The organism is Micromonospora sp. NBC_00821 (assembly GCF_036347035.1).
Taxonomy (GTDB): Bacteria; Actinomycetota; Actinomycetes; order Mycobacteriales; family Micromonosporaceae; genus Micromonospora; species Micromonospora hortensis.
The window spans coordinates 108,969-132,863 of sequence record NZ_CP108880.1; the positions used below are offsets into that span (position 1 = coordinate 108,969).

Genomic DNA, 23,895 nt, shown 5'->3' on the forward strand with positions numbered 1-23,895 from the left:
GGGCGGGTCCCGGTCACGGCGAGCCGCTCGGGGCTCTAGGCTGTGACGCCGTGAGTAAGCGTCGAAAGAGCCAGCGCGCCGCCGCCGACACCACCCCCCGTCGCGACAAGGTGCGAGACGTCTTCGTGCCGCGTCCGTTCGACGGGCTGGTCGACGAGTCCGAGTGGATCGCGCTGCGCGAGTTGGTGCCCGCCGCCTCCGCCCCGCTGCGCCTCGCGCCCGCCCTGGTCGAGGAATTCGGCGACCGGGCGGCGACGCTCGCCACGGTGCTGCCCATGGCCGCCCCGGCGATCACCAAGCCGGACGGCCGCGTGCTCATCGGTCTTCAGCGCCACCAACAGTCCGGTGACGTGTCGCGGGACCTGGCCGACGCGCTGCTCAGCGCGCTGCGTGCCGAGCCGGGTGGCCAGGTGACAGTGCCGCCACTGCCCGGCCCCGGGCCCCGGCTGCAGGACATCCTCGTGGACGGTCCGCTGGACATCACCATGCACGACGGTTTCGACTTCTGGCTCGACCCCGGAGCCGCCGACGATCCGACCGTCCAGGCGTCGCTGGAGCGGGCCAACGCGGCCATCTACCCGACGGTCCGGCTGACCGCGGCCAAGGCCGCCTACTGGTGTCAGGTCCCGGAGAAGGCCCACGTGCGCTGGGTGCTGCCGGACGACGAGGACGCCGCCCTGGACGCGCTGGCCCGACTCGGCGCGGCCGGCACGTTGACGCTCGGCGAGCAGACCAAGTTCGCCGGCATGTTCCGCGCGCACGGTCGACTCGTGCCGGTCTGGGACCTGCCGGAGGAGACCCCGGCCGCCGAGTGGGAGGAGCCGGTGGCGCAGTTCGCCAAGCGGTACGCCGAGGCGCTCACCGTCACCGACCCACTCGACGCCGCCGGCCGCCGGGCCCGTCAGGGGCTGCTCGGCCGCCAGCTCACCCTGCGCTGAGCCGGGGCGGTCTCGCTCAGCCCTGGGCGCGCTCAGGCGGCGTCTCGCTCAGCCGAGGTCGTCCCGCTCAGCGGGGTGACGGGCCGGTCGTGCTCAGCCGGCGACGGGTAGCGGGGCGCGGGTGATGGGGCAGGACATGCAGCGCGGTCCGCCCCGACCGGAGCCCAACTCGGAGCCGGCGATCGGGATCACCTCGATGCCGGCCCGCTCCAGTTGGGCGTTGGTCTCCGTGTTGCGCTCGTAGCCGACGCAGAGCCGGGGGGCCAGCGCGAGGGTGTTGTTGCCGTCGTCCCACTGCTCGCGTTCCGCGGTGACCGGATCCAGCCCGGTGTCGATGACCCGGAGCAGGTCGAGGTCCATCGCGTCGGCGGCGGCCCGCAGGAACGGCGCCGGCCCGTCCACCCGCGGGTCCTCGCCGTCCCCGCCGGCGATCACCGTGTACGCCGACAGCGTGCTCGCGATGTTGGGGTACATCAGGACGGCGTCCACGTCGACCATCGTGCACACCGTGTCCAGGTGCATGGTGGCGCGCTTCTGGGCGATCGGCACCACAAGGATGGTGTGGGCCAGGCCGGCGGCGAAGACCTGCCGACCGAGGCGTTCCGCGCCGGCCGGGGTCGTCCGCTCGCCCACCCCGACCGCCAGCACCCCGGGCGCGAGCAGCAGCACGTCCCCGCCCTCCAGGTGCTCGAGGCTGGGACGGTAGACGAATTCGGTGCCGACGAACCGGGGGTGGTGGCGGTAGATGGCGTCGGTCAGGGTGGTCTCGCGGCGGCGGGCCGGCATGGCCAGGCTGGTGACACCGACCCGGTCGCCGATCCACAGCGACGAGTCGCGGGTGAAGAGCAGGTTGGGCAACGGGTCGATGACGAAGTCGTGTCGGTCCATCAGCGTGTAGACCAGCCCACCCGGTCGCTCGGAGCTGATCCGCAACTCCTCGTGGGCCAGCCCGGCGGTGAGCACGTCGGCCAGCGCGGCCGGGTCCAGGTAGGAGAGGTGGTCGGCGACGCGGGCGCGCAGCGTGTCACCGAGCCGCCGGGAGCGCAGCACCTGCTCGGTGAGTTCGGCCCGGGCGTCAGCGACGGCTAGCGTCTCGGCCAGCAGGGTGGCCAGGTAGAGCACCTCGACGCCGCGCTCGCGCAGGGCGGCGGCGAACGCGTCGTGCTCCTCCTGGGCGCGCCCCACCCAGGGGATCGCGTCGAACAGGAGCGAGTCGTTGTTGCGCGGGGTGAGCCGGGCCAGTTCGGGGCCGGGCCGGTGCAGCAGTACGGTGCCGAGCCGCCCGACTTCACTGTCGACGTAGTGGGTCACTCCCGCAGCGTAGGGCAGGGTTTAGCGGCATCCGAGAAAAGAACTGTGGATGAATATGGCATTCATCCACAGTCACTCCGGCGCTCCGGCTTGCAGAACACCGGTAGTGGCGACGTAGGGTAGTGAGGACATAACTTCGAGGGACCTTTTGCCGGAGGTCGCGATGACTGTCTTTCCCGCACGACGAGCCGTACCGTCCGCTCGGGCACTGCCGCCCGTCGCGGTGCCACACCCCCGCGTCGAGGCGCCGGGGGTTCTCGAACCGGTCCGTCCGACACCGCTCGAATGGGCCCGCCGCCGTCGGGCCGAGCGGGGTGCACGCCGCCTGGAGGCGGCCGGGGCACGGGCGTTGGGCCAGCTCGACCACCTCGGGCCTGCCTGGCACGTGATCGAGTGGCCGCGCACCGACGTGACAGACGTCCTCGACCGCGGTCAGGACGAACGAGCCGGGTTCCTCGCCATCGGGCCGAGTGGCCTGTTTGCCGTGACCATCGCCGACCACGGCCGAGCCAGGGTGCTCGTCGCCGGAGACGTGGTGCAGATCAACGGCAAGCGGCCTCCGTACGTGGCCGAGTCCCGCCGTGACGCCAAGCGGGCCAGCAAGGCGCTCTCCGAGGCTGTGGGGCTGCCCGTTCCGGTGACGCCGGTGCTGACCTTCGTCGGTTCGGGCGTGATCAGCGTCTACGGCCTTCCGAAGGACTGTCTGATGGCCACCCACCGGGAACTGGACCGGCTGCTCGTGGCCGGCGGCAGCCGGATCAGCCCCGCCACCGCCGAGAAGCTTTCCCGGGTCGCACAGCACCCGGGCACCTGGCTGAACGGCACATACCGTCCAACCGCCGACTACCGGTGGTACGACGAGGGCCGAACGGCCGCTGACAAGCCGGCCCACCGCCGGTAACGTCACCGGCGACGCCACGCGGCTCCGGTCCCCCCGTTCACCTCACCGGTCTCCGCGCCGTCACCGGTCGCCTCGGTTCACGCTGCGCGCCCGGTGACCCGGTGCGCTCGGTGATTCCGTCGGCGACCCGCTAGCGTGGACAGTCGATCGGTGCACATAGGAGGCGCGGTGGCCCACGTCGAACTTTCGCTCTCGGAAGCGTTCGTGCCGGCGGCGCGGGCCTCGACAGAGCCGGAGTCCGACAACGTCGGCCAATGGTCGTCGACAGTCTCCCGGGCCGACGAGCCGTGCCTGCTGATCGACGCCGACACCCGGGTGGTGGCGATCTCCACGGCCGGTTGCGAGCTGCTCTGTCTCGGTGAGCCGGCCGGGCTGATCGGGCGACCGTTGCTCGATGGCGGGCTGCGCCTGCTCGACTTCACCGCCAACCGGGGCGAGCTGACCGAAGCCGAGATCGACAAGATTCCGCCCCTGCTTGCGCTCTCCTCCGGCCGACTCGCCCGTGGGCTACTCAGGGTGCAGGCCGCCTCGGCGAACAGCTCCGACGCGACAGTTGACGCGATCTCCACCCCGGTGCTCACCGACGGCACCGTCGCCGGCTCACTCACCTTCTTCTCCGAGGTCTGACCAGCGGCGCAGTGTGTCCTTCGCCGCACGCGGCGTTGCCCGGGTGGGTCCACACGAAGGCCGTAGGGTGCCCTCATGCTCGATATCGCTCTACTGCCGGGGGAATACGCTGTGTGCCGGCTGGCCGCCGGCACCACAGTGCCGTACGCGCTGTCGAGCGGGTTGCGCGGCGCGGACGTGGTGACGGTGAGCTGGACCTCCGACGGGATCTCCGTGATCTGCCCGACCGAGCGTGCGCCGGCGCAGGCCGTGGTGGAGACGACCTGGCGCTGCCTACGGGTCACCGCCCCGGCGGCGCTGGCCGGCACCGGCAGCCTGGCCGCGCTGGTCGACCCGCTCGCCGAGGCACGGGTCAGTGCCGTCACGTTCTCCACGTTCGACACCGACTATCTGCTGGTGCCGACCGTCCGGCTGACCGAGGGCACGGCCGCGCTCCAACGCGCCGGGCATCGCGTCACCGGCTGACCTTCACCCGACCGGCCGCTCACCCTACGATGGGCTCGGCCACCCCGGCCGCGACGAATTCTCCGATGTCCCGAGGATCGGCCCGTGCCGTTCACCCCACCCCCGCCCGCGTCCCCCTCACCGCGGTCGACGATCCACCCTCCACTGGCGGCGCCTGGCCGGGCAGCCGATCGCGCTCCAGCGCGGGGCCTCGCCCGAGTCCTGCCGATGGCGCTCGCCGTCGCGGCGCTGGCCGGCTGTGGCGCCCCACCCGGGCTGGGGGAGCCGACCAGCGTTCCCACCCACACCGCGGCCCCGACACCGTCCGGCCCGAGCATCGCACCGGCCACCCCGCCCACCACCGCGCCGTCTCCCGGTACGGTCACGCCCACCCCGGACGCCGGGTTGGTCGCGACGGCCTGCCGCAACGGGCCGACCGGCCAGCGGGTGCTGCAACTGTTGCGCGGCAGGGCCGGAGTGCTGCCGGCGAATGTTCGGGTCCAGGTCCGCACCGGGCCGCTCTGCGCCGGTGACTGGCAGTTCACAGTGCTGACGGTGACCGGGCACGAGGAACTCCAGGTGGTCACCCGGGGCGAGCCCGGTGCCCCGGCGCTGGTCACCGCCGGCACGGACGTCTGCACCATCGAGGTACGCGCCACCAGCCCGGCCGGGATTCGCGCCCTCGCCTGCGACGCCGGCCCGGCCAACGGGCCGGGTGCGTAGGCTGATCGGCATGCCGGGAACACCGCCGACGCGTTTCGTCTTCCTCGGGCCGGAGGGCACCTTCGCCGAGCAGGCCCTGCGCTCCATACCCGCTGCCGAGCGCGGCACCCGAACGCCCGCCCGCAGCGTCGGAGAAGCGCTGGACGGCGTCCGCGCCGGCGACGCCGACGCCGCGCTGGTGCCACTGGAGAACTCGATCGGCGGCGCGGTGGGCGTCACGCTGGACGAGATGGCCGAGGGCGAGCCGCTGGTGATCACCCGGGAGGTGATCCTGTCGGTGCAGTTCGTGCTCGCCGCACGGCCCGACACCCCGCTGACCTCGATCCGCACCGTGGCGGCCCATCCACAGGCGTCCACCCAGTGCCGGGGCTGGTTGCGCAACCACCTACCCGACGCCGTGGTGGTCGACGTGCTCTCCAACGGCGCGGCCGCCGCCGGTGCCGGCACGGGCGAGTACGACGCGGCGATCTGCGCACCGATCGGAGCCTCCCGGCACCGACTCACCATCCTCGCCGACAAGATCGCCGACCATCCCGACGCGGTGACCCGGTTCGCGCTGGTGTCTCGCCCCGGGCCGCCACCGCCGCCGACCGGTGACGACCTCACCTCGCTCGCGGTCTACATCGCCCACGACCGGGTCGGCGCGCTGTTGTCCGTGCTGATGGAGTTGGCCGTCCGTGGGGTCAACCTGACCCGGATCGAATCCCGGCCGACCGGCGAGGCGTTGGGCCGCTACGTCTTCTTCCTGGACTGCACGGGCCACGTGGCCGACGTACGCCTGGGTGAGGCGTTGCAGGGGCTCCGCAGGGTCTGTGCCGACGTCCGCTTCCTGGGCTCCTACCCCCGGCACCGGTGGGCCGAGGCGGGCGAACGCCCGGTGTCCGCGCCAGCGGGCCTCTCCGACGTCGACTACGCGGACGCGGCGGCCTGGCTGACCCGCCTGCGTACCGGTGAGTTGACCTGACCGGCGCGGAGCGCCCCCATGAGAAGGGGGCGCCCGCGCGGCCGGCTCGACAGATCAGGTGCGCCCAGCGCCGCTTCCGGTCAGCTCAGCAGGCCGCCGAGCAGACCGCCCTCCTGCTGCTGCTGGCCACTGCCCATGATCGGCGGCTCCTCGGACGGCTGCACCACCACGAAGCCCTGACCGGCGAAGCTCATGGTGAACGACTCACCGGTGCGGCGGCCGAGCAGAGTGCCGAGGCCCATCTGCTCGGCCCGGTGGTAGCCGGTCTGGAGGTTGGCCGACCAGCAGACCGCAGCCTGGGGGTCGACGTACGTCGGGGCGTCCACGTTCAGCACTACCGGGGTGCCCTTGGTGGTGATGGCGATCCGCCCGTGGCCGCTGAACACACAGTTGAAGAGGCCGGACGAGGACGCCATCCCGGCACCGCCGACCATCCTGATGTCGTACTGGAGGGTGGAGTCGAAGGCGAGCACGCTGCTGCCGTTGATGGAGAGGGCGTCGCCCGGCTCCAGGTCGATGATGTGCACGTCTTTGGCCAGTTCGGCGAGGAAGACGTCACCCTGCCCGGTGACCTTCATCAGCGGGACGCCCTCGCCGGTGAGCTTCTGCTTGAGGAACTTGCCGAGCCCGCCTGAACCCAACGCCTGGAACTGCACATTCCCCTGGTAGGCGACCATCGACCCGACCCGGGCCATCGCCTCGCCGTTGAGCTCGATCTTCAACATCTTGGAGTTCTGCAACCGCATGCCGGGCTGCGCGGACTCCTTCTCCAGATTCTCCGCGGAGAACAGCTCGCTGCGCATGAAAGGGCCTCCTGAATAGGGTCGCGTTCGCTGTACCGACGGTAGGCGACCTCGGCAAGCACCGACCGCCGGACGGGCGGCGCGGCGCGGGTGGGTGAGCGCGGGGCTCAGCCCCAGCCCAGCGCGTGCAGGCGCGCGTCGTCGATGCCGAAGTGGTGGGCGATCTCGTGCACCACTGTCACCGCCACCTCGTCGATGACGTCCTCGTCGTTGTCGCAGATCCGCAGGATCGGATGGCGGTAGATGAAGATCCGGTCGGGCAGCACGCCGGCATAGTCCCAACCGCGCTCGGTGAGCGCATACCCCTCGTAGAGGCCGAGCAGGTCGACCTCGCCCGGTGGCGGGTCGTCCTCGACCAGGATCACCACGTTGTTCATCAGGCCGAGTAGTTCTTCGGGCACCTCGTCGAGGGCTTCGCCGACCAACTCCTCGAAGCGCTCACGGCTCATCTCCACCGGCACCTCGCCCATTGTGCCCGACGCGGGGGCACGCGGCCCGGTCCTGCTGGACGCCGGTGACCGTCATCCGCACATGCACGGAAGAAGCGACCACCCGGGACCGGGCGGAGGCTCCTTCCGTGGACGTACGGTGTGGGCCGGCTGGCTCAGGCAGCCAGGCGAGCGTTGAGGGTGATCTCGGCGCCCGGCGAGAGCAGGCGGGAGATCGGGCAGTTGGCCTTGGCGGCCTCGGCGAGCTTCTGGAACTCCGCGTCGTCGATCCCCGGGACCTGGCCGACCGTCTCGAGGTCGATCCGGGTCACGGTCATGCCGGCGTCGGTCTTGTCCAGGTGCACCTTGGCGGTGGTCTCGACCGAGGTGGCCGTCGAGCCCGCGTCGGCAAGCGCCTTGGAGAACGCCATCGAGAAGCAGCCGGCGTGCGCGGCGGCGATCAGCTCCTCGGGGTTGGTGCCCTCACCCTCCTCGAAGCGCGACTTGAAGGAGTAGTTGCCGGACAGGCCGCCCTTACCGGTGCGGATGGTGCCCGCGCCCTCGGTGAGATTGCCCTGCCATTGTGCTGAAGCGGTACGGATAGGCATGGGGCAAACGCTAGCGGAAAGGCGACCGCGGAGCGACAGACCGGCGCGCTCGCCAGCCCTGCGATCCCTGTCACCACCAGCTTGCTGTGCCATGATGCGACCCAGGTCCGTGACCGGCGGAAGGGTGGCCGATGTCCGAGGAGCTTCCAATCCCGCGGCAGGGCGACCGATCCGAGGTCCCGGCGGTGATCGAGTGGGGTGCCGACGAGCCGGCCCCGCGACGCCGCTTCGCGTGGTCCCTGGCCGACTTCGCGCAGGATCCTCGGCTGCCCGTCCTGCTCGCCGGTCTGGGCGCGGTGGCCGCGATCGCCTCGCTGGTCGGTGAGTGGCTGGTGATGAACCTGCCGAACGGCGGGCCCGACGGAAACGCGACGATCAAGGTGCCCGCCGGGGTGTCCGAGGTCGGTGGGTTCGGGGTCGGCTACCTGGTCGGGCTCCTCGCCCTCGTCTGCACCGTGGCGCTGACGTTGCGCGGCACGGCGGCCGTGCGGCCGAACGCCCGGCTGGCCGGTCTCACACTGGCCGGTGCCCTGCTGGCGCTGCTGGCGGCTGCCACGGCCAGCCTCGACAACCCCGGCCAGCGAAACTTCTTCTACTCACCCCAGGACGGCTTCGAGGTCGAGTACGGCCGTGGGTTGGTGATGGCGTTCGTGGCCTGTGTGCTGTTCGCGGCCGCCCTGCGGCTGACCCCCGCCGCACCTCCCGGCGCGTTCGCCGGGCCGCCGGACGACGACCAACCCGCCGACGCGCCAGCACCACGACCCCGGCGCCGCCGCCGAGACCCCGACCCGATCGAGGACGGCCTCCCCGCCCCAGCCGACCTGACCGTCACCCCCGCCGCCCCCTTCGCCCGCCCCGACCCCCAGCCCTAACCCCACCCCACCCCACCCCACCCCCGCGCCGATCTTGCATTTTCTGTCCCGGCATAGGGCCCATAAGTACGCGAAACGGCAACCGAAAGTGCAAGATCGCGCGGTGAGGTGTGGGTGGTGCGCGCGGGACACCTCACCGGCGCTGAGGGTTGGCGTCCGATTCGCCTGGAAGCCATGGATGCGACCCGTTCCGCGAGGTACGGTTGCTGCCCGCCGTCACTCCGGGACTCGGTTTCCCTGACCCTGGCGGTGCGACGGCGGTGGGCGAAGGAGGAACGATGACCCGCCCAGGACTGCCCAAGTTGATCGCGACCGACCTCGACGGAACGCTGGTACGCAGCGACAACACCGTCTCCGCGTACACCCACGGGGTGCTCGACCGGGTGCGCGCCGCCGGAATTCCGGTGGTCGGCGCGACCGGACGCGGCCCTCGGTTGACCGAGTTGACCCGCAACGACATCCGGGCCGCCGACTTCCTGGTGATGGCCGGCGGCGGACGGGTGGTCGACCAGAGCGACCCGAGCGGCCCGGTGGTGCTCCGCGACGAGCGGCTGCCCGCCGAGGTGCTGGCCCGGCTCCTCGCCGACCTGGAGGCGGAGGTCGGCCCGCTGACCGTGATGGTCGAGGCGTCCGACGAGCACGACGCCCCGCTGTGGGGCGATTACCACGAGAGCTGGCCCTTCCAGGACCGCTTCGAGGCGCGCACCCGCGACGAGTGCCTCGCCTGCGACGTGATCAAGGCGTTCGCCCGGACCGCCGACCATCACGTGGACGAGCTGCTGGCGGTGGCCCGCCGGATCGTCTCGCCGCAGGTCGCCACGCTCACCCAGGCCGGGCTCGGCTTCATCGAGATCTGCCCGCCGGGCGTGGACAAGGCGACCGGGTTGACCGTCGTGGCGCAGACCCTCGGGGTGGACCCGGCGGACGTGCTGGTCTTCGGTGACATGCCCAACGACCTGCCGATGTTCGAATGGGCAGGTTGGTCGCGGGTGGCAGTGGCCAACGCGCACCCCGCGCTGCGCGCCGCCGCCGACGAGGTGACATTGCGCAACGACGACGACGGGGTGGCGGTGTATCTGGACCGGCTACTGTCCCGGTAATGGGAGACACACCCCGCCTCATCGCCACCGACATCGACGGCACGCTGATCCGCGACGACCACACCGTCAGCCCACGCACCGCCGACCTGCTCGCGCGGATCGCCGCGCGTGGCACGCCGGTCGTCCTGGTCACCGGCCGTCCGGTCCGCTGGCTCAAGATGGTGTACGACCAGCTCGCCCGACCGCTGCCGGCGGTCTGCGCCAACGGCGCCGTCGTCTACGACCCGTTCGAGGACGCTGTGGTGCGGGCTGACCCGCTCGCCCCGCACCACCTGGCCGAGGTGGCCCGGAGGCTACGGGCCGAGGTGCCCGGGATCAGCTTCGCCGTGGAGATCCTGGACAGCCGGGAGATGCGGCACGAGGCGCACTACCCGCTGCGCTGGGACGCCGACGCCAACGGCATCCGGCCGATCGAGACGCCGGAGGAGTTGCTCTCGGTCCCGGCGGTGAAGCTCCTCGCCCGAGCCGGCGAGCAGGACCCGGACGCCTTCGCCGAGCTGATCGGCACGGCGGTGGCGGGGTTGGCCGAGGCCACGCACTCGTCGTCCTCAGGGCTGGTGGAGATCTCGGCGGCCGGGGTGACCAAGGCGGCGGGACTGGCCTGGTACTGCGACCAGCTCGGAGTGGCCGCGGCGGACGTGCTGGCCTTCGGCGACATGCCCAACGACGTGCCGATGTTGACCTGGGCCGGGCGTGGTGTGGCGGTGGCCAACGCGCACCGCGCCGTCCTGGCGGTCGCCGACGACGTGACGACGGCGAACACCGAGGACGGCGTGGCGGCGTACCTGGAGAAGATCTTCGGGGTGGACTGAGGTCAGAGGTACTGACCGGTGTTGTGGCCCTCGCCGCCGCCCGGCTGGCCGATGCCCGGCAGCCCGGGGCCCACCCCACCGGGGCCGCTGGGCAGCGCCTGCCGGCCGCCGCGCATCTGCTCCAGCTGCACCCGGGCGGCCATCTGCTGGGCCACCAGGGCCGCCTGGATGCCGTGGAACAGGCCCTCCAGCCAGCCGACGAGCTGGGCGTGCGCGATCCGCAGCTCGCCCTCGCTGGGGGCCTTGTCCTCGGCGAAGGGCAGCGAGATGCGCTCCAGCTCGTCGCGCAGCTCGGGGGCGAGGCCCTCCTTGAGCTCTACGATCGACCGCTCGTGGATCTCCCGCATCCGGTTGCGGCTGGCGTCGTCGAGAGGTGCGGCCTTCACCTCCTCCAGCAACTGCTTGATCATGCTGCCGATCCGCATCACCTTGGCCGGCTGTTCGACCAGGCGGGTCGGGTCCTCGCCCTGGCCCTCGTCGGTCTGCATCGTGCCGATCGGCCGGCCGTCCGGGCCAACCACCACCACGGTGCCGGAGTGGCCGGAGTCGTCGGGGCCGGGCTCGTCGTTCTGTCCAGCGGAGCGCGCTTCGGTCATGGGGTCCATCTTTACCCAGCGGGCGCGAACCATGCCGGCCGGGACCGACTACCGGGGCCGAACCACCCGGGCGGGGCGCGCTACCGTCGCGCCATGCCTGTCGACCCGCGCGCCGTGTTGACCCGGCCCGCACCGGAGCCCGACCGGACAGTGGCGTACGGAGACCACCCGGATCAGGTGGCCGATCTGCGCCTGCCGGCGGGAACCGGGCCGGCCCGGCCGCTGGTCGTCGTCCTGCACGGCGGCTTCTGGCGGGCCGAGTACGACCGACGGCACACCGGCCCGCTGGCAGCGGCCCTCGCCGCTGACGGCTACCCGGTGGCGCAGCTGGAATACCGCCGTTCCGGGCAGCCCGGGGGTGGCTGGCCGGGCACCCTGACCGACGTACTGACCGGGGTGGCCGAGCTGCCGGTGCTGGCGGCCGAGGCGCTGCCCGGCCGGGTGAGCCTGGCCCCGCCGATCCTGGTCGGGCATTCCGCCGGCGGCCACCTGGCGCTGTTCGTGGCGGCCACCGCCCCGGCAACGGTGGGCGGGGTGCTCGCCCTGGCCCCGGTGGCCGATCTGGGCGAGGCGTACCGGCGGGATCTGGACTCGGGCGCTGTCGCCGCGCTGCTCGGAGGCGGCCCGGCGCAGTTCCCGGACCGGTACGCGAGAGCGGATCCACGGATGTTGGTACCGATACGAACACGCACGGTAGTTGTTCATGGCTCTGACGATCGCCAGGTTCCGGTGGAGATGAGCCGGGATTTCGTGGCGGAGGCGCGTGTCACAGGTTCCGATATTTCCCTTGTTGAACTGCCCGGATGCGAGCATTTCGGGCTGATCGACCCGGAGGCCGTCGCCTGGCCTCAGGTCCTCGCCGTGTTGCGGTCCCTGCACGATGATCACTAGCCATTGACGCAGCGTCGCGGAGCAGGTAGAACGCCGGTGGGGCGGTGTTCGGCCCTGTACGCATCCTTGGAAGGAACTCGGTGTCGCAGATGAATCGCAGGCGGGCGCTCCAACTGTTGGCCGCGCTCGGTACCACCGGGTTCGTCGCCGCGTGTGGCTCAGACGGTGATGCCGATCCGACCACCGACCGGGGCCCGATCAAGATCGGTTTGATCACGCCGCAGGCCGGTGGTTTCAAGAGCATCGGCGACGACATCACCAATGGCTTCCAGCTCTTCCTCGACCTGCACGACCAGCGGCTGGGCGGCCACCCGGTGGAGCTGCTGACCGCCGACGAGGGCGACACCGCGAAGACCGGTAAGGCTGCTGTCGAGGGCCTGCTCAAGCAGGGCGTTCTGGCACTCACCGGCGTGGTCAACTCGGCGGTGATGGTCGGCATCCGGGACACCGTGGAGCAGGCCCGGGTCCCGCTGATCGGCTCCAACGCCTCACCGAGCAGCCTGCAGAGCGTCTTCTACATCTGGCGGACCTCGTACGTTCTCGACGAGGCCGGCCGGGCGCTGGGCCGCTACCTGCGCGACCAGCTGCCGGCGAACGGCCGCGTCGCGATCATCATGCCGGAGAACGTCGGCAGCCCGGACGTGGTCCGCGGCTTCCGGCAGGAGTTCGGCGCGAACGACCGGCGGATCAGCGACCCGGTGACCTACACCAACGCCACCTCCAACCCCAGCAAGACGACGTACGCCTCGGACATCACCAGGGCGCTGGCCAAGAAGCCCACGGCGGTCTTCTGCTTCTTCGCCGGGGCGGCAGCCGTGGAGTTCATCAAGCAGCTGCGCGAGAAGTTCGCCGGGCCGATCTACGCACCGGGCTTCCTCACCGAGGGCACAGTGCTGGAGAACCTGAAGGACAACGCGCTGGGCATCCAGACCGCGTTGAACTACTCGGCCGACCTGAACAACACGTCGAACCGGGTCTTCGCCTCGGCGTACCGCAAGAAGTACCAGGTCACCCCCACCACGTACGCGATGGCGTCGTACGACGCGGCGCAGGTGCTCGACCAGGCCATCCAGCTGACCGGTGGGAAGCCCACGCCGCAGCAGGTCAACCTGGCCCTGGGCAAGATCGGCCAGATCGACAGCCCGCGCGGCATCTGGCAGTTCAACCAACCGCGCACCCCGCAGCAGAAGTGGTACCTGCGCGAGGTGCAGCGCGACGGCCAGGTCATGTCGAACGTGCTGATCAACGAGCTGGCCACGCTGGGCTGAACGCCCACCCCGGAACACGATTCGGGGCCGGTCTCCCAGTGGGAGGCCGGCCCCGAGACGTTCGCGGGTCAGTGCCGCAGCTCGGCGATGCAGCACTTCACGCTGCCGCCGCCCTTCTTCAGCTCGGCCAGCTCGACCGGGACCGGGGTGTACCCGGCCGCCTTGAGCTTGCCGGCCAGGCGGGTGGCCTCGCTGTTGAGCACCACGTTCGCGCCGTCGCTGACCAGGTTGAGCCCGAAGGCCATCGCGTCCTCGTCGTCGGCGATGACCGCGTCCGGGAAGAGCTGGGTGAGCACCCGCTGGCTGGCCGCGGAGAACGCGCCCGGGAAGTAGACGATGTTCGCGTCGTCGATGGCCGCGAGCGCCACGTCCAGGTGGTAGAAGCGGGGGTCGATCAGGCGCAGCGACACCACCGGACGACCCAGCGCCTCCTGCGCCTCCGCGTGCGCGGGGATCTCGGTACGGAAGCCGTGCCCGGCCAGGATGAGCCCGCCGTGCGCCTCCGGCACGTACGCGAAGTCGCCCTCACCCTCGTTGGTTTCGCCGGGTGCGATGAACCGCCAGCCCTGCGCCTCGTAGAAGGCGTGGTGGGCGGCGGCCTCGGCGGCCCGCTGTTCGTGCTTGAACCGTGCGCCGTAGACGCTGCCGTCCACCACGAAGCCGCCGTTGGCGGCGTAGACCATGTCGGGCAGGCCCTGCTCGGCGGTGAGCAGGTGCACGTCGTGGCCGAGGCCGACAAGCGTCTCGCGCAGCCGGTCCCACTGCTTGACGGCCAGGTCCCGGTCGACCGGGGTGGTCACGTCCATCCACGGGTTGATCGCGTACTCGACCGCGAAGTATTCCGGCGAGCACATGAGATATGTCCGCTTTCGCGGGAAACGCTGCTGGTTCACGGTCACCAAGAGTAGGTACCGTGGAACTTTGAAAACAGCCACAAGCGTTGCTTCTCAGAGGCGGAACGTTGCAGATAGACGCGGTAGACCAGCGGATCATTGCGTTACTCGTCGCGGACGCCCGTGCGTCGTACGCCGACATCGGCGCCCGGGTGTCACTCTCCGCCCCAGCGGTCAAACGTCGCGTCGACCGACTGCGCGCCACCGGTGTGATCAGGGGATTCACGGCCGTCGTTGATCCGGCGGCCGTCGGCTGGACCACGGAGGCCTTCGTCGAGTTGTTCTGCGCCGGCCGGACCACCCCCGCGCAGATCGGCGTGGCCGCCCGCCGACACCCCGAGGTGGTCGGCGCGTACACCGTCTCCGGGGAGGCGGACGCGCTCGTGCACCTGCGCGCCGCCGACATCGGCCACCTGGAGGCGGCACTGGAGCGGCTGCGTGCCGAGTCCTTCGTGACCTCCACCCGCAGCACCATCGTGCTCTCCCGGCTGGTCGAATCGCCCGGCGTCGGCCCGTCCGCCGGTACCTCTTGACCTCAACCCAGGTTGAGGAGATGGACTGGCTCCGAGTGGGCGAGGCAGCCCATCGAGGCCGAGGGGGCTGTCATGCGGGCGATCTGGTTACGTGAGTTCGGTGGGCCCGAGGTGCTGGTGCCCGGTCCCGCGCCCGACCCGGTCCCCGGTCCCGACCAGGTGCTGATCGACGTCGCCCACGCGAACATCACCTTCATCGAGACGCAGCTGCGCGCCGGTCACCCCGGCCCGTTCCGCCTCACCCCACCGCTGATCCCCGGCAACGGCGTCGGCGGGGTGATCACGGCGGTCGGGCCGGACGTCGACCCGGCGCTGACCGGGCAGTGGGTGGTCAGCGCCACCGGAGGTTCCGGCGGTTACGCCGAACGCGCGGCAGTTGACGCGTCGGCGACGATCGCGGTGCCGGCCGGGTTGGCTTTGGACGAGGCGGTGGCACTGCTGGCCGACGGGCGGACCGCCACCATGCTGATCGAGGCGGTCGGCGTCCGCCCGGGTGACCGGGTGCTGGTGGAGGCCGCGGCCGGCGGCGTCGGCAGCCTGCTGGTGCAGCTCGCGGTCCGGGCCGGTGCCCGGGTGATCGGCGCGGCCGGTGGGCGACGCAAGGTGGACCTGCTACCCGGCCTGGGCGCCGAGCTGGCCGTCGACTACCTGCTGCCCGAGTGGCCCGAGCAGGTCCGCGCTGCGGTGGGCGCTGTCGACGTGGTGCTCGACGGGGTCGGTGGTTCGGTGGCCCGGGCCGCCTTCGACCTGCTCGCTCCCGGCGGCCGGATGGTCAGCTTCGGGCTGGCGAGCGGGGAGTGGTCACCGGTGTCGGCGGAGGCCGCCACGGCACGGCAGGTCACACTGGTCCGCCCGGACGTACCACCGGCCCGGCTGCGGGCGTACACCGAACAGGCCCTGGCGGACGCGGCGGCCGGCCGCCTGCGACCGCTCATCGGCCAGCGTTTCCCACTGGAACGTGCCGCCGACGCGCACGCCGCCATCGAGGCGCGCGCGACGGTCGGCAAGACCCTGCTGGACGTGGCCTGATCGGGCTCAGAGATACATGCCGGTGCGGTGCTCCGACTCGTCGCGCCGGACCGGCTTGTCACCCTCACCGAAGAACCGCTTGCCGCCGAACTCGCCGTGCAGACGGTCGTCCAACTCGTCGGCGAGACCGGTCATCACCTGCACCGCCAGCATCAGATGGGTCGCCTGGAAGTTGCGGCCGAAGACCGGGATGGACGCCCACACCGTGTCGTCGGCGCAGTAGAGGCGACCGATCGGCATCCGGTTGGTCAGTTCGGAGAGCTTGACGTAGAGCCGCTCGGTCGGCTCCACCTCGGTGAGCACGGGGGAGAAGACATCCACCAGGGGCGGATTGTCCCGCACCCGCACGAAGACCATCGCCGAGCCGGCGCGGATGGTGATGTCGCCGTCCGAGTCGATCTGCAACCGGTCGGTGTCCGACTTCAACATGGTGGAGACCACTGTGCGGACCCGATCGGCCAGGTCGAGCACGTCGTCTCGCTCGACCTGCGAGGCGGCCGCCTCGGCCAACGCCTCCTCCAGGTCCGCCTCGACGTCGGCGTCCGGACCGAACTCACTGCGGGCGGTGCCCAGCGGGTCCACTGCCAACGGCTCGCCCTCGGCGTCGTGCACCAGATAGACCAGGAAGGCCGGGTGCGGAGCACCGTAGACGTCCCGCAGCGTGCGGGAGAGCAGCGTGGCGACCTGCGTCGACTCGGCCGTCGTGGCATTCAGCCCGAAGGAACCGCCGGAGCCGGCGACCACCCCGGGCGGGGACCAACCGAGCGCGACCATGTCCGCCACCGCGCCGCGGTCCAGTCGGTAGCCCGCCGGCAGAGCGGCGTTGCCGACCGCGCGGGCGGACAACACCAGGTCCGCGTCCACGTCGACGCTTATCGAATAGACGGCGTCCCCGGTGCCGGAGGCGGTGGGATCCAGTGTCACGTCGAGGTGCGCGCCGACGGGAAGTTCCCGCAGCCGTACGGCGAGCGCACGGGCGAACTCCCGCCACGCCTCGGTCACCTTCGCCCGCAGGTCGGTGGTGCTGGGCTCGTCGAGCAGGATCGATTCCGCCGGCTCACTCGAAGCGCCGGGCAGCTCACCGTGCGGCGCCGAGGGGTGGTCAGCCGTCATGATCGCCTCCGTCCGTCACGATCACCCTACCCACGCCGCCTGTTGGTCCAATCAGCCCGGACCGGGATCGGACACCGACGGTCAGGGGGCCGTCGGGTGCGTGGGGTCGGCGCCCAACTCGACCGGCCAGGCGCCCGCCAGCGCGCTGAGCCGGGCCGCGGCGTCCGCCGGGTCCGCGCCCCGGCCAACCGCCAACCCGAAGAGGTACGCGGTGACCGGCGCACCCGGACGCAGCACCTGGTGGGCGACGTCCCGGGCCAGATCCAGCACCGCCGGCACCGGCACCGCAGCCGGAGGCAGATCCAACTCGGCGCAGACCGCCGTGACCCAGTCGTCCATCACCGTCATCGCGCCCACTCCTCCGCCCGGCGTACGTCCTCGTCAGTGTCGCAGTCGAACCACGGTGGCGGGCCCTCGCCGGACCAGGCCACCTCCCGCACGACGAGACCGGCCAGCAACGCCCGGACCGGAGCTCCGGACAGACTGCCGCCCCGCTCGACCGTCAGCCGGTCCACGGCCGCCCGCAGCGCGCCGACCCGCCAGACACCACAAAGCGACTGCCGCCGCCCGTCCCCGTCCACGAAGCACGCCCCGTCCGGCCCCCGCTCGCCGTCGAGGCCACCGCGGACCGGCGTCGGAGCGAGGCCACCGCCGGCCGGTGGCGTCGGAGCGAGGCCACCGCGGGCCGGCGTCGGAGCGAGGGCAGTGCCGGCCGGTGGCGTCGGAGCGAGGCCGCCGCGGACCGGCGGCGGCGTCGGAGCGAAGCCGCTGTGGGCCGTCGGTGCGGAAGCAGAGCCACTGCGGGCCGGCGTCGCCGGAGCTGAGCCGCTGTGGGCAGGCGGCGGCGGAGCAGAGGGGCCGTCCGCCGGTTCTATGTCGGGGGTCTCCCGGTCGAGGTGCTTCAGCAGTTCAGCGATCGCGGCCCGGGTGAGCAGCGGCAGGTCGGCGGCGAGCAGCGCGACCACCGTGACGTCGGGATCCAGCAGCGCCAGGCCGGCCGCCGCCGCCGCGACCGGACCCCCGCCGGGCGGGTCCTCCCGAACGACCAGCACACCCGCCGGTACGGCGTCGGCAGCACCGACCAGCACCCGCGGCGTCGCGTCGCTGACGGCGGCCAGCACCCGGTCGCGCATCGGCCGGCCACCGACCGGAAGCGCGGGCTTGTCGAGCCCGCCCATCCGTCGGGCGGCCCCACCCGCGAGCACCACTGCGGCGTACGTCCCCACCCGGCCACCGTAGCCGTGCCAGCGCCCGCTCAGGCCGACGCCCGGTCAAGCCCGATCGCAAGGCCCCCACCCGACTCCTCCGACGTGCTGGCCCGACCCCTCGCCCCGGTGATCATGAAGTTATCGCTCGACACGCCGACGACACGCGCGGACAACTTCATGATCAACGCGCCGGGCTCGGGTGGGGTCGGCGGTCGGTGACGGGCGGTGGTCGTGCGGGTGGGCCGGCGGGGGGTGGAGGATGGCGGGATGGGACGGGCAACTGATCGACGCGGCATACTCCGGATCGACCTGGACGCGGCCACCGCCGGGCGCGGATCGGTTCGCCGGCCGGACACGCTCGCCGTGGAGGAGCCGCTGGAGATCCGGGTTGGCGCGGCCGGTCCCGGCAAACGTCGGCCGCTCGCCGTCACCATGCGTACTCCCGGCGACGATCTGGACCTGGCCATCGGATTCCTGCTGACGGAGGGGCTGATCCGGTCGACCGATGACGTGTTGACAGCGCAACTCTGCGCCGGCGCGGAGACGCCGAACACGTACAACGTGGTGGACGTGGTGCTCGCCCCCGGCGTACCGGAGCCGACCACCGACCCGTCCCGGAACTTCTACACGACCAGCTCCTGCGGTGTCTGCGGCAAGGCCAGCATCGATGCGGTACGCACCCGGTCGCTCTTCCCGGTCGCGGCGGACCCGCTGAGCGTGCCGGCCACGTTGCTCGCCGAGCTGCCCGACCGGTTGCGCGCCGCCCAGCGCGGCTTCGATCGGACCGGCGGGCTGCACGCGGCGGGCCTGTTCACCCCCGACGGTGAGCTGGTGGTGCTCCGGGAGGACGTGGGCCGACACAACGCCGTGGACAAGGTGATCGGGTGGGCCGTGCGGGAACGCCGGCTGCCGCTCACCGGGCACCTGCTGCTGGTCTCCGGACGGGCCAGCTTCGAGCTGACCCAGAAGGCGTGGATGGCGGGGTTGCCGCTGCTGGCCGCGGTGTCCGCCCCGAGCACCCTCGCCGCGGAACTGGCCGACGAGGCGGGGATGACACTCGTCGGCTTCCTTCGCGGACGGACCATGAACGTCTACACCGGGCCACACCGGATCAGTGTGGAGCAGCCAGCCTGACCCGAGCGGCCCGTCATTTACCGATCCGGTCGATCAGGTCGAACAGGGCCAGCCGGGCGGCGGCGTCACGGGCGATCAGGAAACCGGCGATGCCGAGGATCCAGCCCAGCGCGCTGCCCGCCTTGGTGACGATCCAGGTGTTCAGGCGGGCCAGCACCGGCTCGACCAGTCGCGGGCGGGCCACCCTGGCACCCAGCAACAACACCGCCGGCAGCACCATGACCAGGCAGTACCCGGTGAGCAGCGCCACCACGCTCGCCGCTCCCACCCCCGAGGTGGCCAACAGACCCACCGCACCGAGGTACGGAAGCATTGTCGCCACCTCGGCAAGCGCCGCGAGCAGCGCGAGCCCGACCAACCAGCGGGCCGAGGAGTCTCCGGCGGTGGCCCGGTCCCGCCAGCGCAGGACACCCCCGGTACGGGGACGCCGCTTGCCGTCGTAGCGGAAGCTGAGTGCCAGCATTCCCACGCCCAGGACGAGTTGTGCCCAGAGGACACCCCGGTTGTCCAGGGCGCCGCCCAGCGCGTCGCCCAGCCTGCTGCCTCCCCAGACCAGCAGCAGCCCAACCGCGAGGTAGAACACCGCGATGGTGGCGAGGTAGCCCAGGATCCGCCGGACGTTGACCGGCCCCGGGGCGAGCAGCAACCAGACCGGAATGAAGAGGGTGCCGATGCTGGTGCTGTCGATCAACGCCAGCCCGGCCAGCGACAGCAGCAACTCGGGGGTCATGTCGTACCAACGCGGAGAAGGGCCACGAGATCATTCTCCGGCGGCGGTGAGCCTGCCGCGTCGGCCGTGGACAGGAGCAACGCGTACATCCTTCGACGGAGGGCGTCGCCGGAGGACCCGTCACGCCAGGTCGAGGATGCTCCAGTTGGTGGGGAGCACCTTCGCCGCCACAGTGGGTCGCACTGTCGCGTAGTGCGCCTCGTGGGTGAGTGCCGCACGGGTGGCCTGACCGAACGAGATGTCTCCGGCCGTGGCGCGGGCCAGCGTGCCGGTGTGGCGCACGTCCTCGGCGTCGAGTGGCAGCAGTCGGATCATCGGGGCAGTCATCATCAGGGCCAGTAGGGCGGCATCGATCTCGTCGGCCACGCTCGCGAAGGCGACAGCCAGGCAGGTCGCGGGGATGGCCACCTGCCGACCCTCGTCGGCGACCTCCAGCATCAACTCCCCCACCGAGACGTTGCCCTCGATGTAGGCCGTCAACGCCGACGCGTCGAACACGACAGCGATCTGATCGCTCATCCGGCGCCTCCCAACATCCGGCGCCCCTCGGCCAGAGCGTCCGCCGGGATGGGCGTCGCCAGGCGCTCCCGCCATCGCGCCCTGCCCGCCTCGGTCACCTCGATGCCGGCGCGCCGGAGCACCTCGTCGAGGTGCGTGCCCTCCATCTGGGCCCGCACCGCCGCGGTGATGGCGGCCGAGACGTTGGGCTGCTGGTCGAGCCACTCGGCGACGTCGTCGGGGAGGCTCACGGAGCGCTTCACTGTCACGTCCGTCAGCCTACAATTCCGGTAGCACCCACGGTATTACCACGCAGGCGCGGGACCGGTCAGCGGCGGCCACGTCGGCTCCGCTTGCGGGGCCGGATGACGCCGGGCATCCCGACCGACGGCCAGCCGTCCAACTCGGCCGGGGGCACGCCCCGCCGGAGCAGGTCGTCCAGCACCAGGGCGAGCGAGTAGTCGGGGTGCAGGCTCAGCGTGCGTTCGAGCGCGACCGCCGCCAACGCGCCCTGCCCGGCGCGCCACGCGGCGAACGCCAGCAGCGCACCCGGCGCGGCGGCCACCTCCGGCTCGGCGCGGCGCAGCACGTCGGTCCAGAGGGCGATGTCCCGGTCCCGGCCGTCGGTGCGTTCCCACGCGTGATCCCGGACCGGCAGGTGGGTCATCAGCAGGCTCAACCAGGCCGCCTCGTCGTCGTCGAGCCGCTCACCACGCCGCTGCCGGCGCTGGGCCTCGCGAACCGCCGCCGCCCCGGCGGCGCGCAGCGCCCGCGCCCCGAGCAGGTCGCTCTCGGGTGCCTGCTCGATCAGCTCGGCCAGTCTCAGCTCGGCGCGGGCGGTGGCCGCTCGTGCCGCCTCCCGGGCCGGGCCGTCCACCGGTGCCACCTGCGCCACCAGGGCCGCCCGGTCGGGGAGTGCGACCTGACCGGCGAAGACCGCCGAGGCGGTCAGACGGTTGACGGTCGGGTCGTAGCGGCGACCCTCGGGCGGGCAGCAGTCGGGCTCGGTGCAGAGGTAGGACCACCAACGGCCATCGGTCACCCGCAGCGCGTCGAGCACGTGCAGCCCGAAGTCGTTCAGCGCGTCGCGGACCGCGTCCACGGCCGGGGTGACCAGCTCCGCTCGCCCGTAACCCACGACGGTGGCGGCTTCGGCGCCCTGCCGGCGGATCACACCAGCCAGGTGCACGGCCAGCCCGCCGGGCTCGGTCGGGTCGGGCAGATCCGCGCGGGCGGCGAAGACGATCTGCCGGCCGACCAGCGCCACGGCGACCACGCTGTCGGTGGGATGAAAGCCGAGCAGGTACGGCACAGCGGCGATCAGGTCCGCGGGTGAGCGGACGGCGAGCTGAGGGCGTTCGGTCGAGGTCATGTCGGAAGCCTGCGGCGGGCGTGCCGGGCCCGGCCACCCCTGTGGACGACACGCGACTTATCCACAGTTACTGAGTGTGTTTTCCCTGTTCACGCCACACCTACAGGTGCGGAAAGAGCGCCGATGTCGTCGGGCGACACCTGGCTGTCGTAAGGAGCGGTTACCGTGCGCTGATGGACCTGGCGTACCTGCGCGCGCATCCGGCACACCTCCCGACCTTCCGGACCCATCAGCGGCTCCGGGAGACGCCGGTCGCCGGTGGAAACATCTGCGCGGCCGCCCGGCTCACTCTCGACGACGGCCACTCCGTCTTCGCCAAGTCCTGGCCTGACGACGCCGACCGACCGCCGCCGGAGGGCTTCTTCGCCGCCGAAGCCGCCGGTCTGCGCTGGCTGCGGGAGGCGGGCGCGGTCGGCGTACCCGAGGTGATCGTGGTGTTGCCGGAGCTGCTGGCGCTCGACTGGGTGGAGCCCGGCGAACCGACGCCGGAGGCCGCGGAGCGCTTCGGCCGGGAGTTGGCCGGGCTGCACCGGGCGGGCGCAACCACCTTCGGTGCCACCTGGCCCGGGTTCATCGGCTCGCTCCCACAGGACAACACCCCCACGGCCGGGCGCTGGTCGACCTGGTTCGCCGAGCGACGCCTCGCCCCCTACCTGCGACGCTCGGTCGACGGTGGCGCGCTGACCAGCGCCGATGCCGCTCTGGTCGAGCAGGTGATCGGTCGCCTCGACGGGCTCGGCGGCGACGAGCCGCCCGCGCGCATCCACGGCGACCTGTGGCCGGGCAACGTGCTTTGGGGGGCCGACGACCGGGCCTGGCTCGTCGACCCGGCAGCCCACGGTGGGCACCGGGAGACGGATCTCGCCCAGCTCGCCCTCTTCGGCGGCATCCCCCACCTGGATCGGGTGCTGACCGCCTACCAGGAGAGTTGGCCACTACCGGATGGTTGGCGTGACCGCGTACCAGTGCATCAACTGCATCTCCTGCTGGTGCACACAGCACTCTTCGGCGTCAGCTTCCGAGATGTGGTCGTCCAGACCGCCCGTGGCGTCCTGAGCCGCGCCGAGCGCGCTACGGTCGACAGGTGAGCGCCGCCCCGGGGACCGACGGCGTCCTCGTCGACCGGTACGGCCGTGTCGCCCGGGACCTGCGCGTGTCCCTCACCGACAAGTGCAACCTGCGCTGCACCTACTGCATGCCGGCGGAAGGTCTCCCCTGGCTGGCCGGCCCCGAGTTGCTGAGCGACGAGGAGATCGTCCGGTTGGTCCGGGTGGCTGTCGAGCTGCTCGGTGTGACCGAGGTGCGGTTCACCGGCGGTGAGCCGCTGATCCGACCCGGGCTGGTCGACATCGTGACGGCGGTCGCCGCTCTCGAGCCCCGCCCCCGGGTCTCGCTGACCACCAACGGCATCGGCCTGGACCGACTGGCCCCGGCGTTGCGGGTCGCCGGCCTGGACCGGGTGAACGTCTCACTGGACACCCTGGACCCGGACCGGTTCACCACGCTCACCCGCCGCCCCCGTCTCGACGCGGTGCTGGCCGGGCTCGCCGGAGCGGCGGCTGCCGGCCTCAGCCCGGTGAAGATCAACTCGGTGTTGATGCGTGGTGTCAACGAGGACGAGGCACCGGCGCTGCTCCGCTTCGCCCTCGACCACGACTACCAGCTACGGATCATCGAGCAGATGCCGTTGGACGCCCAGCACGGTTGGGCCCGCGACACCATGGTGACCGCCGAGGAGATCCTGGCGTCGCTGCGTACCGTCTTCGATCTGAGCCCCGACCCGGCCGAGCGCGGCGCGGCACCGGCGGAGACCTGGCTGGTCGACGGAGGCCCCGCCCGGGTCGGTGTGATCGCCAGCGTCACCCGCCCCTTCTGCGGGGACTGCGACCGCACCCGGTTGACCGCCGACGGCCAGGTCCGCGCCTGCCTCTTCGCCACCGAAGAGTCGGATCTGCGCGCCGCGCTGCGCACCGGCGCGGACGACGACGAGTTGGCCCGACGCTGGCGTACCGCGATGTGGGGCAAGCGCGCCGGGCACGGCATCGACGACCCCACCTTCCTCCAGCCGACCCGCCCGATGTCCGCGATCGGAGGCTGAG

The 23,895-nt window shown here is 71.9% G+C and carries 29 protein-coding genes; 16 read left to right on the forward strand and 13 right to left on the reverse strand.

Translation table 11 applies throughout. The annotated features are described in order from the left end of the window. The first annotated feature begins 50 nt into the window (after window positions 1-50). Window positions 51-938 carry a DUF5926 family protein gene (locus tag OHB44_RS00520; RefSeq protein WP_330439337.1) on the forward strand — a complete coding sequence of 296 codons (888 nt, stop codon included), beginning with the start codon at window positions 51-53 and terminating at the stop codon, window positions 936-938. 93 nt (window positions 939-1,031) lie between these two features. Here the strand turns inward: OHB44_RS00520 and OHB44_RS00525 are convergent, their stop codons facing one another. Then, complete coding sequence (locus tag OHB44_RS00525) at window positions 1,032-2,249, reverse strand: arginine deiminase (RefSeq protein ID WP_330439338.1); 1,218 nt, start codon at window positions 2,247-2,249, stop codon at window positions 1,032-1,034. Between the two features lie 163 nt (window positions 2,250-2,412). On the opposite strand from OHB44_RS00525, the gene OHB44_RS00530 reads away from it, so the two are divergent. The 5 genes from OHB44_RS00530 to pheA all read left to right on the forward strand — a co-directional run bounded on the left by OHB44_RS00530 (window position 2,413) and on the right by pheA (window position 5,908). Next, a complete protein-coding gene (locus tag OHB44_RS00530) occupies window positions 2,413-3,150 on the forward strand; it encodes a hypothetical protein (RefSeq protein ID WP_112583868.1) in 738 nt (245 codons plus the stop codon). A 168-nt stretch (window positions 3,151-3,318) separates the two neighbouring features. Beyond that, window positions 3,319-3,777 carry a hypothetical protein gene (locus tag OHB44_RS00535; RefSeq protein ID WP_112583869.1) on the forward strand — a complete coding sequence of 153 codons (459 nt, stop codon included), beginning with the start codon at window positions 3,319-3,321 and terminating at the stop codon, window positions 3,775-3,777. A gap of 75 nt (window positions 3,778-3,852) precedes the next feature. Beyond that, window positions 3,853-4,242: an ACT domain-containing protein gene (locus tag OHB44_RS00540; protein WP_238687574.1), complete on the forward strand. Its 390-nt coding sequence runs from the start codon at window positions 3,853-3,855 to the stop codon at window positions 4,240-4,242. Window positions 4,243-4,449: 207 nt separating this feature from the next. Further along, the gene (locus OHB44_RS00545) at window positions 4,450-4,944 is read left to right on the forward strand and encodes a hypothetical protein (protein WP_266304135.1); all 495 of its coding nucleotides are present in this window, start codon (window positions 4,450-4,452) and stop codon (window positions 4,942-4,944) included. A gap of 10 nt (window positions 4,945-4,954) precedes the next feature. Next, the gene (gene pheA, locus OHB44_RS00550; protein WP_238687576.1) at window positions 4,955-5,908 is read left to right on the forward strand and encodes a prephenate dehydratase; all 954 of its coding nucleotides are present in this window, start codon (window positions 4,955-4,957) and stop codon (window positions 5,906-5,908) included. An 80-nt stretch (window positions 5,909-5,988) separates the two neighbouring features. Here pheA and OHB44_RS00555 read toward each other — a convergent pair whose 3' ends face one another. From OHB44_RS00555 to OHB44_RS00565, 3 genes are all read right to left on the reverse strand, one after another. Continuing rightward, window positions 5,989-6,711, reverse strand: coding sequence for an AIM24 family protein (locus tag OHB44_RS00555; RefSeq protein WP_238687577.1), 723 nt, complete (start codon window positions 6,709-6,711; stop codon window positions 5,989-5,991). 107 nt (window positions 6,712-6,818) lie between these two features. Beyond that, window positions 6,819-7,166, reverse strand: coding sequence for a metallopeptidase family protein (locus tag OHB44_RS00560; RefSeq protein ID WP_238687698.1), 348 nt, complete (start codon window positions 7,164-7,166; stop codon window positions 6,819-6,821). A 149-nt stretch (window positions 7,167-7,315) separates the two neighbouring features. Further along, on the reverse strand, window positions 7,316-7,747 hold the full coding sequence (locus tag OHB44_RS00565; RefSeq protein WP_091396762.1) for an OsmC family protein: 432 nt from the start codon (window positions 7,745-7,747) through the stop codon (window positions 7,316-7,318). A 131-nt stretch (window positions 7,748-7,878) separates the two neighbouring features. Between OHB44_RS00565 and OHB44_RS00570 the strand changes: the two genes are divergently transcribed. From OHB44_RS00570 to OHB44_RS00580, 3 genes are all read left to right on the forward strand, one after another. After that, window positions 7,879-8,619 (forward strand): hypothetical protein, encoded by a 741-nt coding sequence (locus OHB44_RS00570; RefSeq protein ID WP_330439340.1) that lies wholly within the window; start codon window positions 7,879-7,881, stop codon window positions 8,617-8,619. A 278-nt stretch (window positions 8,620-8,897) separates the two neighbouring features. Next, window positions 8,898-9,719 carry an HAD family hydrolase gene (locus OHB44_RS00575; RefSeq protein ID WP_238687579.1) on the forward strand — a complete coding sequence of 274 codons (822 nt, stop codon included), beginning with the start codon at window positions 8,898-8,900 and terminating at the stop codon, window positions 9,717-9,719. Continuing rightward, window positions 9,719-10,531: an HAD family hydrolase gene (locus OHB44_RS00580; RefSeq protein WP_238687580.1), complete on the forward strand. Its 813-nt coding sequence runs from the start codon at window positions 9,719-9,721 to the stop codon at window positions 10,529-10,531. The genes OHB44_RS00575 and OHB44_RS00580 overlap by 1 nt, the downstream gene beginning before the upstream one ends. A gap of 2 nt (window positions 10,532-10,533) precedes the next feature. On the opposite strand, the gene OHB44_RS00585 is transcribed toward OHB44_RS00580, so the two are convergent. Further along, window positions 10,534-11,136, reverse strand: a complete 603-nt coding sequence (locus OHB44_RS00585) for a bacterial proteasome activator family protein (RefSeq protein ID WP_330439341.1) — start codon at window positions 11,134-11,136, stop codon at window positions 10,534-10,536. Between the two features lie 84 nt (window positions 11,137-11,220). Here OHB44_RS00585 and OHB44_RS00590 point away from each other — a divergent pair, with 84 nt between their 5' ends. Together OHB44_RS00590 and OHB44_RS00595 are read left to right on the forward strand one after the other, a co-directional pair. Further along, window positions 11,221-12,018 carry an alpha/beta hydrolase family protein gene (locus OHB44_RS00590; RefSeq protein WP_330439342.1) on the forward strand — a complete coding sequence of 266 codons (798 nt, stop codon included), beginning with the start codon at window positions 11,221-11,223 and terminating at the stop codon, window positions 12,016-12,018. Between the two features lie 80 nt (window positions 12,019-12,098). Next, window positions 12,099-13,286, forward strand: coding sequence for an ABC transporter substrate-binding protein (locus OHB44_RS00595; RefSeq protein WP_266304131.1), 1,188 nt, complete (start codon window positions 12,099-12,101; stop codon window positions 13,284-13,286). Window positions 13,287-13,354: 68 nt separating this feature from the next. On the opposite strand, the gene ddaH is transcribed toward OHB44_RS00595, so the two are convergent. After that, window positions 13,355-14,188: a dimethylargininase gene (ddaH, locus tag OHB44_RS00600; RefSeq protein WP_353962155.1), complete on the reverse strand. Its 834-nt coding sequence runs from the start codon at window positions 14,186-14,188 to the stop codon at window positions 13,355-13,357. Between the two features lie 59 nt (window positions 14,189-14,247). On the opposite strand from ddaH, the gene OHB44_RS00605 reads away from it, so the two are divergent. After that, complete coding sequence (locus tag OHB44_RS00605) at window positions 14,248-14,712, forward strand: Lrp/AsnC family transcriptional regulator (RefSeq protein ID WP_124770828.1); 465 nt, start codon at window positions 14,248-14,250, stop codon at window positions 14,710-14,712. A 72-nt stretch (window positions 14,713-14,784) separates the two neighbouring features. After that, the gene (locus OHB44_RS00610) at window positions 14,785-15,741 is read left to right on the forward strand and encodes a zinc-binding dehydrogenase (RefSeq protein ID WP_238687584.1); all 957 of its coding nucleotides are present in this window, start codon (window positions 14,785-14,787) and stop codon (window positions 15,739-15,741) included. Between the two features lie 6 nt (window positions 15,742-15,747). Here the strand turns inward: OHB44_RS00610 and OHB44_RS00615 are convergent, their stop codons facing one another. The 3 genes from OHB44_RS00615 to OHB44_RS00625 all read right to left on the reverse strand — a co-directional run bounded on the left by OHB44_RS00615 (window position 15,748) and on the right by OHB44_RS00625 (window position 18,080). Then, entirely contained in the window at window positions 15,748-16,854 is a 1,107-nt protein-coding gene (locus tag OHB44_RS00615; protein ID WP_238687585.1) for a YbjN domain-containing protein, read from the reverse strand. 81 nt (window positions 16,855-16,935) lie between these two features. Beyond that, the gene (locus OHB44_RS00620; RefSeq protein WP_238687586.1) at window positions 16,936-17,202 is read right to left on the reverse strand and encodes a DUF6457 domain-containing protein; all 267 of its coding nucleotides are present in this window, start codon (window positions 17,200-17,202) and stop codon (window positions 16,936-16,938) included. Then, window positions 17,199-18,080, reverse strand: coding sequence for an NTP transferase domain-containing protein (locus OHB44_RS00625; protein WP_330439343.1), 882 nt, complete (start codon window positions 18,078-18,080; stop codon window positions 17,199-17,201). Before OHB44_RS00625 ends, OHB44_RS00620 begins: the two co-directional genes overlap by 4 nt. Window positions 18,081-18,329: 249 nt before the next feature. Between OHB44_RS00625 and fdhD the strand changes: the two genes are divergently transcribed. Next, on the forward strand, window positions 18,330-19,196 hold the full coding sequence (gene fdhD / locus OHB44_RS00630; RefSeq protein ID WP_330439345.1) for a formate dehydrogenase accessory sulfurtransferase FdhD: 867 nt from the start codon (window positions 18,330-18,332) through the stop codon (window positions 19,194-19,196). A gap of 13 nt (window positions 19,197-19,209) precedes the next feature. Here the strand turns inward: fdhD and OHB44_RS00635 are convergent, their stop codons facing one another. From OHB44_RS00635 to OHB44_RS00650, 4 genes are all read right to left on the reverse strand, one after another. Further along, window positions 19,210-19,926 carry a GAP family protein gene (locus OHB44_RS00635; protein WP_238687589.1) on the reverse strand — a complete coding sequence of 239 codons (717 nt, stop codon included), beginning with the start codon at window positions 19,924-19,926 and terminating at the stop codon, window positions 19,210-19,212. 120 nt (window positions 19,927-20,046) lie between these two features. Next, window positions 20,047-20,445 carry a hypothetical protein gene (locus OHB44_RS00640; RefSeq protein ID WP_330439347.1) on the reverse strand — a complete coding sequence of 133 codons (399 nt, stop codon included), beginning with the start codon at window positions 20,443-20,445 and terminating at the stop codon, window positions 20,047-20,049. Next, window positions 20,442-20,693: a hypothetical protein gene (locus OHB44_RS00645; protein WP_238687591.1), complete on the reverse strand. Its 252-nt coding sequence runs from the start codon at window positions 20,691-20,693 to the stop codon at window positions 20,442-20,444. Before OHB44_RS00645 ends, OHB44_RS00640 begins: the two co-directional genes overlap by 4 nt. A 59-nt stretch (window positions 20,694-20,752) precedes the next feature. Next, a complete protein-coding gene (locus OHB44_RS00650; RefSeq protein WP_330439349.1) occupies window positions 20,753-21,796 on the reverse strand; it encodes a DUF4192 domain-containing protein in 1,044 nt (347 codons plus the stop codon). A 173-nt stretch (window positions 21,797-21,969) separates the two neighbouring features. Between OHB44_RS00650 and OHB44_RS00655 the strand changes: the two genes are divergently transcribed. After that, entirely contained in the window at window positions 21,970-22,884 is a 915-nt protein-coding gene (locus tag OHB44_RS00655) for a fructosamine kinase family protein (RefSeq protein WP_330439350.1), read from the forward strand. Next, window positions 22,881-23,894, forward strand: coding sequence for a GTP 3',8-cyclase MoaA (gene moaA / locus OHB44_RS00660; protein ID WP_330439352.1), 1,014 nt, complete (start codon window positions 22,881-22,883; stop codon window positions 23,892-23,894). Before OHB44_RS00655 ends, moaA begins: the two co-directional genes overlap by 4 nt. Window position 23,895: the final 1 nt, after the last annotated feature.

Bases quoted from the DNA above. Each gene is read 5' to 3' on its own strand.
- OHB44_RS00530 (WP_112583868.1), top strand. From the start codon at position 2,413: ATGACTGTCTTTCCCGCACGACGAGCCGTACCGTCCGCTCGGGCACTG.
- OHB44_RS00540 (WP_238687574.1), top strand. From the start codon at position 3,853: ATGCTCGATATCGCTCTACTGCCGGGGGAATACGCTGTGTGCCGGCTG.
- OHB44_RS00545 (WP_266304135.1), top strand. From the start codon at position 4,450: ATGGCGCTCGCCGTCGCGGCGCTGGCCGGCTGTGGCGCCCCACCCGGG.
- pheA (WP_238687576.1), top strand. From the start codon at position 4,955: ATGCCGGGAACACCGCCGACGCGTTTCGTCTTCCTCGGGCCGGAGGGC.
- OHB44_RS00555 (WP_238687577.1), bottom strand. From the start codon at position 6,711: ATGCGCAGCGAGCTGTTCTCCGCGGAGAATCTGGAGAAGGAGTCCGCG.
- OHB44_RS00565 (WP_091396762.1), bottom strand. From the start codon at position 7,747: ATGCCTATCCGTACCGCTTCAGCACAATGGCAGGGCAATCTCACCGAG.
- OHB44_RS00570 (WP_330439340.1), top strand. From the start codon at position 7,879: ATGTCCGAGGAGCTTCCAATCCCGCGGCAGGGCGACCGATCCGAGGTC.
- OHB44_RS00575 (WP_238687579.1), top strand. From the start codon at position 8,898: ATGACCCGCCCAGGACTGCCCAAGTTGATCGCGACCGACCTCGACGGA.
- OHB44_RS00580 (WP_238687580.1), top strand. From the start codon at position 9,719: ATGGGAGACACACCCCGCCTCATCGCCACCGACATCGACGGCACGCTG.
- OHB44_RS00585 (WP_330439341.1), bottom strand. From the start codon at position 11,136: ATGGACCCCATGACCGAAGCGCGCTCCGCTGGACAGAACGACGAGCCC.
- OHB44_RS00590 (WP_330439342.1), top strand. From the start codon at position 11,221: ATGCCTGTCGACCCGCGCGCCGTGTTGACCCGGCCCGCACCGGAGCCC.
- OHB44_RS00610 (WP_238687584.1), top strand. From the start codon at position 14,785: ATGCGGGCGATCTGGTTACGTGAGTTCGGTGGGCCCGAGGTGCTGGTG.
- OHB44_RS00615 (WP_238687585.1), bottom strand. From the start codon at position 16,854: ATGACGGCTGACCACCCCTCGGCGCCGCACGGTGAGCTGCCCGGCGCT.
- OHB44_RS00620 (WP_238687586.1), bottom strand. From the start codon at position 17,202: ATGACGGTGATGGACGACTGGGTCACGGCGGTCTGCGCCGAGTTGGAT.
- fdhD (WP_330439345.1), top strand. From the start codon at position 18,330: ATGGGACGGGCAACTGATCGACGCGGCATACTCCGGATCGACCTGGAC.
- OHB44_RS00635 (WP_238687589.1), bottom strand. From the start codon at position 19,926: ATGACCCCCGAGTTGCTGCTGTCGCTGGCCGGGCTGGCGTTGATCGAC.
- OHB44_RS00640 (WP_330439347.1), bottom strand. From the start codon at position 20,445: ATGAGCGATCAGATCGCTGTCGTGTTCGACGCGTCGGCGTTGACGGCC.
- OHB44_RS00650 (WP_330439349.1), bottom strand. From the start codon at position 21,796: ATGACCTCGACCGAACGCCCTCAGCTCGCCGTCCGCTCACCCGCGGAC.
- OHB44_RS00655 (WP_330439350.1), top strand. From the start codon at position 21,970: ATGGACCTGGCGTACCTGCGCGCGCATCCGGCACACCTCCCGACCTTC.